The 13,541-nt window shown below is 67.1% G+C and carries 11 protein-coding genes; 3 read left to right on the top strand and 8 right to left on the bottom strand.

Annotated features, from left to right (window positions below):
* Positions 1-22 precede the first annotated feature (22 nt).
* Complete coding sequence (gene recQ / locus LQK81_RS20275; RefSeq protein ID WP_230808193.1) at positions 23-1,903, bottom strand: DNA helicase RecQ; 1,881 nt, start codon at positions 1,901-1,903, stop codon at positions 23-25.
* Between the two features lie 241 nt (positions 1,904-2,144).
* Positions 2,145-4,148: a DNA primase gene (gene dnaG / locus LQK81_RS20270; protein WP_230808192.1), complete on the bottom strand. Its 2,004-nt coding sequence runs from the start codon at positions 4,146-4,148 to the stop codon at positions 2,145-2,147.
* Between the two features lie 179 nt (positions 4,149-4,327).
* Between dnaG and LQK81_RS20265 the strand changes: the two genes are divergently transcribed.
* A complete protein-coding gene (locus LQK81_RS20265) occupies positions 4,328-5,254 on the top strand; it encodes a hypothetical protein (RefSeq protein ID WP_230808191.1) in 927 nt (308 codons plus the stop codon).
* 102 nt (positions 5,255-5,356) lie between these two features.
* Here LQK81_RS20265 and LQK81_RS20260 read toward each other — a convergent pair whose 3' ends face one another.
* Complete coding sequence (locus tag LQK81_RS20260) at positions 5,357-5,806, bottom strand: GatB/YqeY domain-containing protein (protein WP_230808190.1); 450 nt, start codon at positions 5,804-5,806, stop codon at positions 5,357-5,359.
* Between the two features lie 335 nt (positions 5,807-6,141).
* Between LQK81_RS20260 and carA the strand changes: the two genes are divergently transcribed.
* Positions 6,142-7,362 carry a glutamine-hydrolyzing carbamoyl-phosphate synthase small subunit gene (gene carA / locus LQK81_RS20255; RefSeq protein WP_330166566.1) on the top strand — a complete coding sequence of 407 codons (1,221 nt, stop codon included), beginning with the start codon at positions 6,142-6,144 and terminating at the stop codon, positions 7,360-7,362.
* 117 nt (positions 7,363-7,479) lie between these two features.
* Here the strand turns inward: carA and LQK81_RS20250 are convergent, their stop codons facing one another.
* Positions 7,480-8,889: an MATE family efflux transporter gene (locus tag LQK81_RS20250; protein WP_230808188.1), complete on the bottom strand. Its 1,410-nt coding sequence runs from the start codon at positions 8,887-8,889 to the stop codon at positions 7,480-7,482.
* Between the two features lie 208 nt (positions 8,890-9,097).
* Positions 9,098-10,348, bottom strand: a complete 1,251-nt coding sequence (locus LQK81_RS20245; RefSeq protein ID WP_230808187.1) for a TCR/Tet family MFS transporter — start codon at positions 10,346-10,348, stop codon at positions 9,098-9,100.
* 312 nt (positions 10,349-10,660) lie between these two features.
* Here LQK81_RS20245 and LQK81_RS20240 point away from each other — a divergent pair, with 312 nt between their 5' ends.
* Positions 10,661-11,140 (top strand): DUF2938 domain-containing protein, encoded by a 480-nt coding sequence (locus tag LQK81_RS20240; RefSeq protein WP_230808186.1) that lies wholly within the window; start codon positions 10,661-10,663, stop codon positions 11,138-11,140.
* Positions 11,141-11,218: 78 nt separating this feature from the next.
* Here LQK81_RS20240 and ypfJ read toward each other — a convergent pair whose 3' ends face one another.
* The 3 genes from ypfJ to LQK81_RS20225 form a co-directional block, all read right to left on the bottom strand.
* Positions 11,219-12,148, bottom strand: coding sequence for a KPN_02809 family neutral zinc metallopeptidase (gene ypfJ / locus LQK81_RS20235; RefSeq protein ID WP_230808185.1), 930 nt, complete (start codon positions 12,146-12,148; stop codon positions 11,219-11,221).
* A gap of 158 nt (positions 12,149-12,306) precedes the next feature.
* Positions 12,307-12,945, bottom strand: a complete 639-nt coding sequence (locus LQK81_RS20230; RefSeq protein ID WP_230808184.1) for an NrsF family protein — start codon at positions 12,943-12,945, stop codon at positions 12,307-12,309.
* Positions 12,946-12,947: 2 nt separating this feature from the next.
* Positions 12,948-13,481 (bottom strand): sigma-70 family RNA polymerase sigma factor, encoded by a 534-nt coding sequence (locus tag LQK81_RS20225; RefSeq protein WP_230808183.1) that lies wholly within the window; start codon positions 13,479-13,481, stop codon positions 12,948-12,950.
* Positions 13,482-13,541: the final 60 nt, after the last annotated feature.

The raw sequence follows: 13,541 nt of genomic DNA, 5'->3' as shown, positions 1-13,541 counted from the left end.
CGGCGACCGCGGCCGCCGCATCTCACGCGCCCTCGACGTAGTCCTCGATCACAGCCAGGAACGCCTTGCCGAACCGTTCGCGTTTGCTCTGGCCGATGCCGGGAATGTCGAGCAGTTCGTCCCAGTCTCCCGGCCTCTCCTTCGCCAGCGCGATCAGCGTCGCGTCGGGGAAGACGACATAGGGCGGCACGTCCAGGTCCTTGGCGATCGACAGGCGCTCGGCGCGCAGCTTTTCAAACAGCTCGCGATCGGAGCCTGCAAGGTCGGCCCGCTCGCGCGCCGCCGAAGACGGCTTCGCCCCGCCGCGCGAAGCCCGCGCCGGCGCCGGCCGGTCCTTGCGGAACCGGACCTCCCGTTCGCGCCGGAACACCGCCCGCGCCTCCGCTTCCAGCTTCATCGCCCCGAAGGCCGCATGGTCGATACGGATCAGGCCGGCGGCGAGCAGCTGGCGGAACACCGATTGCCAGGTCCGCGCCGGAATGTCCTTGCCCGCCCCGAACACCGGCATGCCGGTGTGGCCGAAGCGCTCCGTCTTCTCGTTTTCGACGCCCATCAGGACATCGATGACATGCCCGGTGCCGAAACGTTCTCCGGTGCGGTAGACGGCGGCAAGTGCTGTGATCGCGGCCTCCGTCCCGTCCCAGGTCTCGACCGGGTTGCGGCAGGTGTCGCAATTGCCGCAGCCGCCGGGATGCGCCTCACCGAAATGGGCGAGGATCGCCTGCCTGCGGCAGGACACGGTCTCGCAGATTGCAAGCAGCGCATTCAGCTTGGCGCGCTCGACGCGCTTGATGTCTTCGGCCGCGTCCCCCTCGTCGATCATCCGCCGGCGCTGCATCACGTCTGCCATGCCGTAGGCCATCCACACCTCGGAAGGCAATCCGTCGCGCCCGGCCCGGCCCGTCTCCTGATAATAGGCCTCGACGGAGCCCGGCAGGTCGAGATGGGCGACATAGCGCACGTCCGGCTTGTCGATGCCCATGCCGAAGGCGACGGTCGCCACGAGGCAGAGGTTCTCCTCCTTCAGGAAGGCATCCTGGTTGGCATCGCGGACGGAGCGGTCGAGCCCGGCATGATAGGGCAGCGCGCGGATGCCCTGCGCGTCGAGCCAGGCTGCGGTATCCTCCACCTTGGCGCGCGACAGGCAGTAGACGATGCCGCTCGCATCCTTGTGGCGCGACAAAAAGCGCAGGAGTTGCTGGCGCGGCTGGTCACGCTCGACGATGTCATAGGCGATGTTCGGCCGGTCGAAGGAGGTGGTGAACACCTGCGCGTTCGTGAGCGACAGGCGCTCGATGATGTCCTCGCGGGTATGCGGATCGGCGGTCGCCGTCAGCGCGATCCGCGGCACGCCGGGATAGCGCTCGGCGAGCCGGTCGAGCGCGCGGTATTCGGGCCGGAAATCGTGCCCCCACTGGGAGACGCAATGCGCCTCGTCGATGGCAAAGAGCGCGATCCGGGCATTGCCGATCAGCTCCGCGAAACCGTCGGTAACGGTCCGCTCGGGCGTGACGTAGAGAAGGTCGAGCTCGCCGGCCCGCACCGCCCGCATGACGGCGCCGGCTTCCTCGCGCGACAGGGCGGAATTCAGCGCCGCCGCCCGCACGCCGAGCTGCTTCAGCGCCTCCACCTGGTCGCGCATCAGCGCGATCAGCGGCGAGACGACGATGCCGACGCCGTCGCGGCAGAGCGCCGGGATCTGGAAGCAGAGCGACTTGCCCGCCCCCGTCGGAAACAGCACCACCGCGTCTCCGCCCGCCGTCACATGCTCTACCACCGCCTGCTGCTTGCCGCGGAAGGCATCGTAGCCGTAGACGCGCTTCAGCACCTCCAGCGGACTGGCGTTTGCGGCGAGCGGCCGCCCGGTCGAATACGGCGGCTCCTGTCTTTCAAATGGCGGCATCGGGCCTCTTCCGGGAATCGTCGTGGCATCATCGCCAGCCGGCGGAGCGATGCAAGGGGCTCCGGAGGACGAAAGCGCGGAGCGTGGCAGGAGGTGCAATCCTCCCTCTTCTCCCCGGCGGGGGGACGTGCCGAGCGAAGCGCGGCGATGAGGGGGGCTTCGCCGGAAACGCCGCGCCCACCGCCCCTCATCCGGCGCTACGCGCCACCTTCTCCCCGACGGGGAGAAGAGCCCCGCGTCGCTATCCCTTGGCGGGTCCCTTGACGCGGCCGGACATCACGCCGAAGCCGTCGATGATCGCCTCCTGGTTCTCCATCCGCTTGGTTTCCATCTGCACTTCCTGCAGCGCCCGCAGGATCTGCGGAACGCGATCGCCGTCGCCGTCCTCGGTCGCCTCCGCCAGTTCGCGCTCGAGCTCGCGCCGCTGCCACAGGAGCGCCCGCGTGCGCTTGTGCAGCGCCATAGCCTGCAGGTAGCCCTCCCGGGCGTCGCTGGGGGCCGCCTCCTCCGTCGCCGTCCACAGCCGCGAATTGCGGATCTGCTGGTCGAGCGCCTTCAGTGTCGGCTCGAAGCCGGAAGCCTCCAGTTCCTCCACCAGTCGCTCGCGCGACAGCCGCTCGCCCATGCCGGCGGCGATGCCGAGCACGGCCGACCAGAAGCGCTGCAGGTCGCGATTGTCGAATTCGATCGCCGAAACCTCGTCGTATTCCTCGAACAGCAGTTGCGGCTGGTTGACGATCGTCAGCGCCAGCACGCTTTCGCGCAAGGCCGGCAATTCCTGCGCGCCGCGCACCAGCGTCGAGCGGGCGAGCCGGTCGGAGATCGCCGACGGCGTCGATGACGGGCCGCCGCCGCCGTTGCGGCCGCCCTGCTGGCGTCCCTGCCCCTGCCGCCCGCCGAAGCCGCGCCGCTCGCCGCCCTGTCGGGAGGCGGGCTGGAAGAAGGCGTTCAGCCGGTCGCGCATGTCCTGCTGGTAGTGCCGGCGCACGTTCTCGTCGACGATGACCGAGACGAGCTGGCGCAGCCGCGCCTCCAGCTCCGCCCGGCTTTCCGGCGTCTCGTAGGTGCCGCCGCCGGCTTCCCGGGTCCAGATCATCTCGGCGAGCGGCCGCGCGCCGGCCAGCACCTTGTCGAACGGCTTGCGCCCCTCGTGGCGAACGAGGTCGTCGGGGTCCTTGCCATCGGGCAGGAGCGCGAAGCGGACGGTGCGGCCCGGCCGGATATGCGGCAACGCCAGCTCGGCGGCGCGGTTGGCGGCGCGGATGCCGGCCCCGTCGCCGTCGAAGCACAGGACCGGCTGCGGCGTCATCTTCCAGAGCAGGTCGAGCTGGTTCTCCGTCAATGCCGTGCCGAGCGGCGCGACGGCATTCTCGACGCCCGCCTGGTGCAGGGCGATGACGTCCATGTAGCCCTCGACGGCGATGATCGTGCCGGCACCCCGGTCGTCCTGCGCCCCGCGGCCGGCCCCCTGCGCCGCCTTGCGGGCACGGGCGAAATTGTAGAGCACGCTTCCCTTGTGGAAGAGTTCGGTCTCGTTCGAGTTCAGGTACTTCGCCGGCGCGTCCGGCGACATGGCGCGGCCGCCGAAGGCGATCACCTTTTCGCGCGACGACAGGATCGGAAACATGATGCGGTCGCGGAAGCGGTCGTAGGAGACGGGGATCTCCGGCCCGTACACCACCAGGCCGCAAGCCTCGATCTGCTCCTTCGGCACGCCCTTGCCGGCCAGATGCTCCTTCAGCGCATTGCGGCCTTCCGGGGCATAGCCGAGCCGGAAGGTCTCGATCGTCCGCCCCGTCAGGCCGCGGTCGCGCAGATAGGCGCGGGCACGCGCGCCGGCAGCCGACTGCAACTGCTCCTGAAAGAAGGCCGTCGCCATCTCCATGACATCGAGCAGCGAAGTGCGCTCCTTCTCGCGGCGCTCGGCCTGCGCGTCCGGCTGCGGCATCGGCACGCCGGCCATGTCGGCCATCTGCTGCACGGCTTCGGGAAAGCTCATCCCGTCGAGTTCGGTGAGGAAGCGGAAATGGTCCCCTGAAACGCCGCAGCCGAAGCAGTGATAGCGGCCCTTGCGGTCCTCGCAGTGGAAACTCGGCGATTTCTCGCCATGGAACGGGCAGCAGGCCCAGTAGTCGCCGCGCGAAACGTTGGTCTTCTTCTTGTCCCAGCTCACGCGGCGGCCGACCACGGCCGAAATCGGCACGCGATCGCGAATCTCGTCGAGGAACGAAGGGGAAAAGCGCATCTTTGAACGTGATCTCCGTCGCCGCCGTCCGGGCGACCCGGCCCTTATAATGATTGCTGCCGACGAGCGCTACAAGTGTCCGGCTGTCAACAGGCAATGCGCGACAGGACGCCTGTTCGTAAAAATTAGCTAAAGGTCGAAATTGACAGATGCTCAACTTGGTGGCGAAGAGAAGGGCGATGACAAGCCGGCCGATACCGGCCGATACCGGACTGAACGACATGCCGATTGCCGCCGCGGCCCTCGAAGCCGATCTCCGCTTCTTCTACGCCTTCCGGCAGGGCGCCCGGCTGCTTCTGGACATCTACGACGCCGATCCGCCGCTGGGGAGGCTGTTCTCCTCGCAGCAACGCTGGCTGATGAGCCACGCTGCCTTCGCGCTGGCCTGCTCGCGCGACCCCGCAGATCCCGCAAGCGGCCTCTACACGGCGCGCTTCATCGCGCTCGTCCTCGAAAAGAACGTGGCGAGCAAGAACACCGCCGCCGATTTCATCCAGGAGATCGTGGCCAACGGTTTCGTGCGGGTCGTCAGCGGCCACGAGGACCGCCGGAGGAAGCCGCTGCAGGCGACGGACGTGCCCGACCGGGCGATGTCGCAATGGCTCGAACTGCACCTGGCCGGCCTCGACGGGATCGACGGCGGCAACCGCGCCGAAATCTACCGGGCCGACCCGACGCTGCAATACCGCCTGCAGCCGAAGATCGCCGAGCGCATCCTGGTCGCAGGTTCGGTCCGCAGCCAGGGACCGGCCTTCGATCTCTTCACCTGGGCCAATTTCGGCGGCCTCATCCTGGATCTCCTGATCGCCGGGGTGGATGCCGGCGCGACCGACGCCGGACCTCCCGCCGACCGCCTTCCCGCCGGCACGCTGTCCCTGACCGAGACCGCGCGCCGCTTCACCATCTCGCGCACCCATGTCGTCCGCCTGTTCGGCAAGGCGGCGGAAATGGGCGATATCGGCTGGAGCGGCAGGCGCGGCGAGAGCGACGTGTGGATCTCCCGCAGGCTGCTGCGGCAGTACTGGCAGTACCAGGCGGCCAAGCACGCACTGGTGGACGAGGCCTTCGCCCAGGTCACAGGCTCCCGGGCGGCGCGGACGACCTGAGGCCGGCCGGGTCCTGCGGATATGTGCCGCAAACAGCAGAACGCCGCGGACCTGCCGCGGCGTCTTGTTTTCCTTGTTTGCCGGCAGGTCCCTGCCGGCTGCCTATTTCAGCAGGTCCTTCACCACGCCCGAGGCCTTGGCGAAGTCCATCTGGCCGGGATAGCGCTCCTTCAGCGCGTTCATGCACTTGCCCATGTCGCGAAGGCCATGCGCCCCGGTATCCCGGACCACGTCGGCGCAGAGCACCTTGACCGCGTCCTCCGAGAGCTGCTCGGGCAGGAACCCGTTGATGACGGCGATTTCCTCGCGCTCGTGCTGGGCAAGCTCGGGGCGGCCGTTCTCGGCATAGATGCGGGCCGATTCCTCGCGCTGCTTGATCATCTTGGCCAGGATCTGGCGGATGCCGTCGTCATCGACGGGATCCTTGCCGGCGCCGCGATTGGCGATGTCCCGGTCCTTGATCGCAGCCTGGATCAGCCGCACGGTCGAAGTCCGGCGCGTGTCCTTGCTCTTCAGGGCGTCCTTGAGGCATTCTGCGAGTTGCTCGCGCATTGTCTATCTCCGCTGGACCGCCTGCCGCTGCCGGGCGCGACGGGTCCGCATTTTCTCGATGTTGTGCGTCAGTTCGTGCGCTCTCATAGACCAGCAAGGCCTCGGCAATCAAATTGATTGCTTAAGCCATTGATTCTGAATAGCGAAAATTAGAAGCAATCCACAGCCGGAAGGTTGACCCGGCGGCGTGCTTTGTCTATTTTCCGGCACCTGCACGAAATTTGCATGTAGTGGCCTTGGCGCGGATTTTCCGCGTGCCCACGTCTGCGACATTAAATGGCGCCTGCACCCTCGCCTTTCAAGGCGGGCCGGTTCGCGCCGGAAAAGGGATGACCATGACCTCGACTGCCCCTTCGACCGCCCCCTGGACCGCCGACAAGCCCACGGCACTGCTCGTTCTCGCCGACGGCACCGTGATCGAGGGCAAGGGCGTCGGCGCGACCGGCAAGGTCCAGGCGGAAGTCTGCTTCAACACCGCGCTCACCGGCTACGAGGAAATCCTGACCGATCCCTCCTATCTCGGCCAGATCGTCACCTTCACCTTCCCCCACATCGGCAACGTCGGCACCAACGACGAGGATATCGAGGACCTGACGCCGGCGGCCCGCCACGGCGCGGTCGGCGTCATCTTCAAGGCCGACATCACCGATCCCTCCAATTACCGCGCCGCCAAACACCTCGACGCCTGGCTGAAGGCCCGCGGCATCATCGGGCTCTGCGGCATCGACACCCGCGCCCTGACCGCCTGGATCCGCGAGCATGGCGCCCCGAACGCGGTGATCGCCCATGATCCCTCCGGCGTCTTCGACATCGAGACGTTGAAGACCGAAGCGAACGCCTGGAGCGGGCTCGAGGGCCTCGACCTCGCCAAGGTCGCCTCGTCCGGCCAGTCCTCGCGCTGGATCCAGGAGCCCTGGGTCTGGAACGAGGGCTTCGAGGACCTTTCGGAAACGGATGCGAAGTACAACATCGTCGCCCTCGACTTCGGAGTGAAGCGCAACATCCTGCGGCTCTTCGCCGGTCTCGGCTGCAAGGTCACCGTCATGCCGGCGACCTCCAGCACCGAGGAAGTCCTGGCGCAGAAGCCGGACGGCATCTTCCTCTCCAACGGCCCGGGCGACCCGGCCGCGACCGGCGAATATGCCGTTCCGGTGATCCGCGACCTCATCCAGTCCGAGATCCCGATGTTCGGCATCTGCCTCGGCCACCAGATGCTGGGCCTCGCCGTCGGCGCGAAGACGGAGAAGATGCACCAGGGCCACCACGGCGCCAACCATCCGGTCAAGGACTACACCACCGGCAAGGTCGAGATCGTGTCGATGAACCACGGCTTCGCCGTCTCCTCCGACAGCCTGCCGGAAGGCGTCGAGGAAACCCACGTATCGCTGTTCGACGGCTCCAACTGCGGCCTGCGCCTCACCGGCAAGCCGGTGTTTTCGGTGCAGCATCACCCCGAGGCCTCGCCCGGCCCGCAGGACAGCCACTACCTCTTCCGCCGCTTCATCAACCTGGTGCGGCAGAAGAAGGGCGAGGAAGCCCTCGCCGAGCGCGCCTGACCCTGCCCTGAGCGGGAGATCGAAGTCCCGGCCTCACCAACGAGGAGGCCGGGCCGATCCCTGACGGATCGCACAGATCCGTGCGCCATTCCCTGGCATTGCCGATCGCGCCCGGCCTTACGCCGCCCGGCTCTGCGCCTCCGGCAGCGCCCGGCTCCGCCCTTCCGCCGACATCCGCACGTAGAAGCGCCAGCACAGCAGGATCGCGGCCGCCGTGAGCCCGCAGAGGAAGCCGAGCCAGACGCCGATGCCGCCCAGACCGAGCGGGAAGGCGAACAGCCAGGCGCAGCCGAAGCCGATCGGCCAGTAGGACAGGATCGCCAGCAGCATCGGCACCCGCGTGTCCTTCAGGCCGCGCAGGAGGCCGGCGGCGATCGCCTGCAGGCCGTCGACGAGCTGGAACACGCCGGCAATCACGATCAGCGGGCCGGCATAGGCAAGCACCTGCGCAGCTTCAGCGGACTGGCGATCGAGGAAGATGCCGGCAAGCTGCGTCGGGATCGCCGCAAACAGGGCGGTACCGGCCATGGCGATGCCGGTCGCCACGATCATGCAGGCGATCGCCGCCCGGACCATCCCCATGTGATCGCCGCGCCCGTGCGCGACCCCGACCCGCACGGTCGCCGCCTGCGCCAGCCCGTAGGGAAACATGAAGGCGATCGAGGCGAACTGCAGGGCGATGCCGTGCGCGGCGAGTTCGATCGTGCCGATCGAGCCCATCAGGAGCGAGGCGGCCGTGAACAGGCTGACCTCGGCGATGATGGTGAAGCTGATCGGCAGGCCGAGATACACCACCTCGCGGAAGGCCGACCAGTCGGGCCGCCAGAAGCGGACGAAAAGCTCGTAGCGCCGCATCTCCGGACGGCTCTGCACATAGGCCACCATCAGCACGAACGACAGGAGGTTCACGCCGAAGGAGACATAGGCGGCCCCCTCGATGCCGAGCGCCGGCAGGCCGAAATGCCCGAGCACGAGGCCGTAGGCGAAGATCGCGTTGAGGATGAGGATCGTGATCGTGATCTTCAGGATGATGCCGGCCTTGCCCACCGCGCTCGCAAGCCCGCGAAGCGCCATGAACAAGAGCGCCGGCGGCATGCCCCAATGGGCGATCGCGAGATAGTCGCCGGCAAGGGCCGCCACCTCCGGCTTCTGGCCGGCATGGAGCAGGATCTGCTCGGCATAGGAGAAGACCGGCGCCGTCAGCAGCGAATAGAGCAGCACCACCCACATGCCCATGCGCACGGAGCGGCGCACCGAGACGGTGTCGCCGCGCCCGAAGGCCTGGGCCACCATCGGAATCACCGCCGTCGCAAAGCCCGAGCCGAAGATGAAGATGATGAAGAAGAACTGGCTCGCCAGCACGATCGCCGCCAGATGCGCCGCCCCGAGCCGGCCGAGGATGACGACGTCGGTCGTATGGATTCCGAGCTGGGCCAGCTGCGCACCGATCAGCGGAATGCCGAGAGTGAAGGTCGCCCGGAAATGGGACGCCCAGCTGTTGTCGTGCCGCGGTGCGATCATGTGCATGTTGCTGCCACCTTTCGGCTCGCTTCCGATCACATCGGCGCAGGGCGATCAATCCAATAGAATTGATCCATCCATCAAAAATGCGCCCGTTCGTGCCAAAATCGTGGGATTTCGGCGCCGGAAGCTCGAAAACGGGCGAGAAAACGCAGATCCGACCGCCTTTTCCCGCAAAATCGGCGAAAACTGCCGAACTCCCTGAAAATCCGACCTAGCCCGCCACTTGGGCGGCACCGGCGACCGGACTTGCGCCGCCGCGGACCTTGAGAACGAAGAGGACGACGCCCGCAAGCAGGATTGCGGCCGCGAGCGCATAGGGCGCCCCGGCAAAGGAGACGGCCGCGGACGGGCCGGTGAACAGGCCGAACATCTGCGTGAAGATCAGCGGCCCGACGATCGTCGTCACGCTCGCGAGGCTGGAGAGCGCCCCCTGCAACTCGCCTTGTGCGGACGGGGGAACCTTTGCCGACGCGATCGATCTGAGCGCGGGGTCGGCGACGTTCTCGATCGCCGTCAGCAGGATAACGGCATAGATCATCCAGCCCTGCCAGGAGGCGGCGTAGCCGGCAAGCCCGAGCGAGGCGAATGAGAGGCCGAGCACCGCCGTGCGCCATTCGCCGAGGACGGGAACGATGCGCGGCAGCGCAAACGCCATCACCAGTGCCGCGCAGATGCCGAACATGCCGAGCGACAGCCCGATCTGTCCCTCCGACCAGCCGTAGCGATAGGCGGAGACGAAGGCCCAGACGGCCGGATAGACCGAATGGGCGAGCCAGTAGCAGAAGAAGACCAGCAGGACCCAGAGGATGCCGGGATAGTGGCGCATCTGCTGCAACGCGCCGAGCGGATTGGAGCGGGAAAGCTCGAAAGGCCGGCGATGCCGCGCCTCCAGGCTCTCCGGCAGGAATGCCCAGGCGGCGGCAAAATTGACGAAGGCGAGCAGTGCTGCGCCGAAGAAGGGAACGCGCGGGCCGAATTCGCCGAGGAATCCGCCGATCACCGGACCGAGCGCAAAGCCGGTGCCGAAGGCGATCCCCATCAGCCCGAAGTTCTTCGCCCGCGTCTCGTCGGTGCTGACGTCGGCGATATAGGCGGCGGCCGTGCCGAAGCTGGCGCCGCTGACCCCGGCCAGCACCCGGCCGACGAACAGCATCCAGAAGCTGGTCGCGAGCGCACAGATCAGGTTGTCGATCGCGAAGGTGAAGACCGAGACGAGCAGCACCGGCCGTCGCCCGAACCGGTCCGACAGGTTGCCGATGAGCGGCGCGAACAGGAACTGCATGGCCGAATAGACTATCAGCAGCCACCCGCCGTCGATGGCCGCCGTGCCGATGTCGGCGCCCGTCAGTTCCTCCAGGAAGCTCGGCAGCACCGGCATGATGATGGCAATGCCGATCACGTCGAGAAACATGATCATGAAGACGAGGGCCAGCCCCCGGCGGACGTGTTTTTCTTCGATCATCGGATGGCATCCCGGCGCGGAAATCGCGATTTTCTCGATCCGAAGCGTCATAATCCGGAACGGCGCGCGAAACAATACGTGAACATCGCAAAATTCCTGATGCCAGGATCGCAAAATTTGATCCTTCCGACCGTTCGTCCGCCCCCGCGCCGCTCGCCTCGCCCCCGCCACGAAAGGCCGGCCAGCCGTTTCCGGCGCACCTTGGGTTGCCCTATCGCATCCGCTACGATCGCGGGCGACGACGATTCGCAGGTTTCGAAACCCGCGGAGACGCGGCCGATCGCCGGCTGCGAGGATCAAGGGGGCTAGGGAATGAGCGAGCTAATCTGGCGTGGCGCACTGATCGGCGTCGGCGCAACCGTCATGATGGATCTCTGGGCCGTGCTGCTGCACGTCGCCTTCGGACAGCCGAAGCCGAACTGGGCGCCCGGCGGACGGTGGTTCCGGCATCTGGCCGACGGCAAGGTGTTTCATGAGGCGATCGCGGATGCGGAGCCCTATCGCCACGAGAACGTCCTGGGCTGGACCGGCCACTACGTCGTCGGCATCCTGTACGGCATCGTTTTCGCGCTGATCGTCGGGATGGACTGGTTCGCCGCGCCGAGCTTCCTGCCCGCCTGGATCTTCGGCATCGTCACCATCGCCGCCGGCTGGTTCCTGATGCAGCCCGGCATGGGCCTCGGCTGGGCCGCGTCGAAGACCGCAGAACCGAACAAGGTCCGCCTGATGGGCCTTCTCGCCCACACCGCCTTCGCGCTGGGCCTCTACGGCACGGCCTTCCTCGTTCGCTAGACACAAGCCCGGGCGCCGGACGGCGCCCGCTTTCTGGCGCACCCGACCGGGCGATGCCGGCCGGGCGTTTAGGCGTCCTCACACGTCGTTCGAGAACGTGTCGCAATCCTGAACCCGGCCGCTGTCGAAGCCGCGCTTGAACCAGCGCATGCGCTGCTCGGAGGTGCCGTGGTTGAAGCTCTCGGGCACGACATAGCCCTGCATGCGCTTCTGGATCGTGTCGTCGCCGATCTGCACCGCCGCGTTCAGCGCCTCCTCCAGGTCGCCGGCGCTCAACAGGCCCTTCTGCTCGGTGTACTTGCCCCAGATGCCGGCATAGCAGTCGGCCTGCAGCTCGACGCGGATCGACATCTGGTTGGCCTCCGCCTCGCTCATCGACTGGCGGGCACGGTTGAATTTCGGCAGCACGCCGGTGAGGTTCTGGACGTGATGGCCGACCTCGTGGGCGACGACATAGGCCTGGGCGAAATCGCCGGCGGCGTCGAACTTGTCGGCGAGCTCGTCGAAGAAGCTCATGTCGAGATAGACCTTGCTGTCACCCGGGCAATAGAACGGGCCGGACGCGGCGGATGCAAAGCCGCAGGCCGACTGGATCGAATTGGAGAAGAGCACCAGCTTCGGCTCCTCGTACTGCACGCCGCTCGCCTGGAAGATGCCGTTCCAGACGTCTTCGGTCTCGGCGAGCACGGTCGCCATGAACTGCTTGGTCTCCTCCTGCCGCGGCGAGTTCGCGCGGCTTGCGCTCTCGGTCTGCTCGAAGCCCGGCAGGTTCACCTGCCCACCGCCGCCCTGGCCGAGCACCTGCAGCAGATCGATGCCCATCATCTTCAGCACGAAATAGATCACGACGAGGAAGATGATGGTGCCGACGCTCAGGCCGCCGCCGGCCCGGCGCGGCCCGCCGCCCATCGGAATGCGGAAGCCGCCGCCGCGGCCGAAACCGCCGGGCCCGCCAGCCCCGCGCTGGTCCTCGACATTGCTGGATTGCCGCCGGCCTTTCCATTCCATGATCGTTCCCTCTGTTGCACGGTCGGAACGGCCGGATGGCGGTTTCGTTCCTGCAATTTAGTTATAGGGCGGAGAGCCCGCGTTGCAATCGGATTGAGCAGCGTCACTGGCGATGTCCGGCCCACGGCCTTCGCCCCCGATTGTCATCTCCGCGGCCCTCACCACCGCAGGAAGAACCGTCCGAGCAGCGCTCCAAGGCTCACCAGGATGGCAATGGCAAGCGGGTACCAGACGGCAACGAACAGCGGCGAATCGTCAGGGCAATGGGCGGCATAGAAGGCGGCGGCAATCCCCCCCGCCAGAAGCCCCGACACCGCACCGGCGGCGGTCGCGTTGACCGGCGCACCGTGCCGCATGGCCAGCAGCAGGACGACGAGGGGAATGACGCCGATGAGGGGAACGAAGGTCAGGCATACCATGCTGTTGGTCCCGATCAGCCGGGCAGCCCAGCTCGTCGACGGCACTGCGACCAGCTCCAGCAGGACTGAAAGGACAAGAAGCAGCGGCGCCACCAGCAGGCCGGAAAGGGCAGCCCGCCAGTTGCCGCCCGGCCGCGAGACCGCGACGGCAAGCCGGTAGGCCGCGACGGCCAGCGCAACAGTGACGATGAACTTGAAGACGAAGCGCACGGTGGACAGCGCAGCCCCGGCATCAGGACGGGGCCCGAGCAGCGCGAAGAATACGACCGCCGCCACGAGCACGGCGACCACCAGCGCCGCGATCCACGCCCGCCCCAGCGGTAGCCCCTGGCGCCGCGTATCGGTGGCAAGTGCCTTGATCAGGTCATTCGTTTCCATCCTCATGTCCTTCCGAACCGCCTGGCGATCGCCGCCAGCCCACGGTGCAGCGCGACCCGCACCGCCGTCTCCTTCATGCCCAGGTCCCGTGCCGTCTCCTGGATCGAGCTGCCCTCGATCGAGACTGCCGTCACCACCGAGCGCTGCCCGGGCGTCAACACTTGCAGGGCGCGGTCGATCTCCCAGCTCTGCAGCACCTCCGGCTCTTCCGCCTCGACCTCTTCCAGGGCCGGACTGTCGGCGAGCGGCTGACGGCCGTGGCGGCGGAAAGCGTCGATCAGCTTGTGGTTGGCTATGGCGAAGATCCAGGGCCTGACCGGCTCGTCACTGCGCCAGGTATGCCGTTTCAGGTGGATCGCAAGCAGCGTTTCCTGGACGACGTCTTCCACGTCCAGGCTGCCATACGTCACCTTCCGCCTCAGCCACGTCCGCACCAGCTTCGCCACCGCCTCGAGGAACGCGAAGTAGGCACGCTCGTCGCCCTCGATCGCCGCAACGAGCATTCGCTCGAGACTGCGCTCATCGGCTTTGTCCAAGCTGCTTCTCCTGTCTGTTCGCGCGGGAGGTTCGGTCCGTTACAGGTTGCGCACGGTATT

Source organism: Rhizobium sp. GN54 (assembly GCF_021026345.1).
Classification (GTDB): domain Bacteria; phylum Pseudomonadota; class Alphaproteobacteria; order Rhizobiales; family Rhizobiaceae; genus Mycoplana.
Note: the sequence above shows the minus strand (reverse complement) of the source record. Positions and strands in the feature narration are given on the sequence as shown.

Coding starts and splice junctions, on each gene's coding strand:
- LQK81_RS20240 (WP_230808186.1), top strand. CDS start 10,661: ATGAGCGAGCTAATCTGGCGTGGCGCACTGATCGGCGTCGGCGCAACC.
- carA (WP_330166566.1), top strand. CDS start 6,142: ATGACCTCGACTGCCCCTTCGACCGCCCCCTGGACCGCCGACAAGCCC.
- LQK81_RS20265 (WP_230808191.1), top strand. CDS start 4,328: ATGACAAGCCGGCCGATACCGGCCGATACCGGACTGAACGACATGCCG.
- LQK81_RS20260 (WP_230808190.1), bottom strand. CDS start 5,806: ATGCGCGAGCAACTCGCAGAATGCCTCAAGGACGCCCTGAAGAGCAAG.
- ypfJ (WP_230808185.1), bottom strand. CDS start 12,148: ATGGAATGGAAAGGCCGGCGGCAATCCAGCAATGTCGAGGACCAGCGC.
- LQK81_RS20250 (WP_230808188.1), bottom strand. CDS start 8,889: ATGCACATGATCGCACCGCGGCACGACAACAGCTGGGCGTCCCATTTC.
- recQ (WP_230808193.1), bottom strand. CDS start 1,903: ATGCCGCCATTTGAAAGACAGGAGCCGCCGTATTCGACCGGGCGGCCG.
- LQK81_RS20245 (WP_230808187.1), bottom strand. CDS start 10,348: ATGATCGAAGAAAAACACGTCCGCCGGGGGCTGGCCCTCGTCTTCATG.
- dnaG (WP_230808192.1), bottom strand. CDS start 4,148: ATGCGCTTTTCCCCTTCGTTCCTCGACGAGATTCGCGATCGCGTGCCG.
- LQK81_RS20230 (WP_230808184.1), bottom strand. CDS start 12,945: ATGGAAACGAATGACCTGATCAAGGCACTTGCCACCGATACGCGGCGC.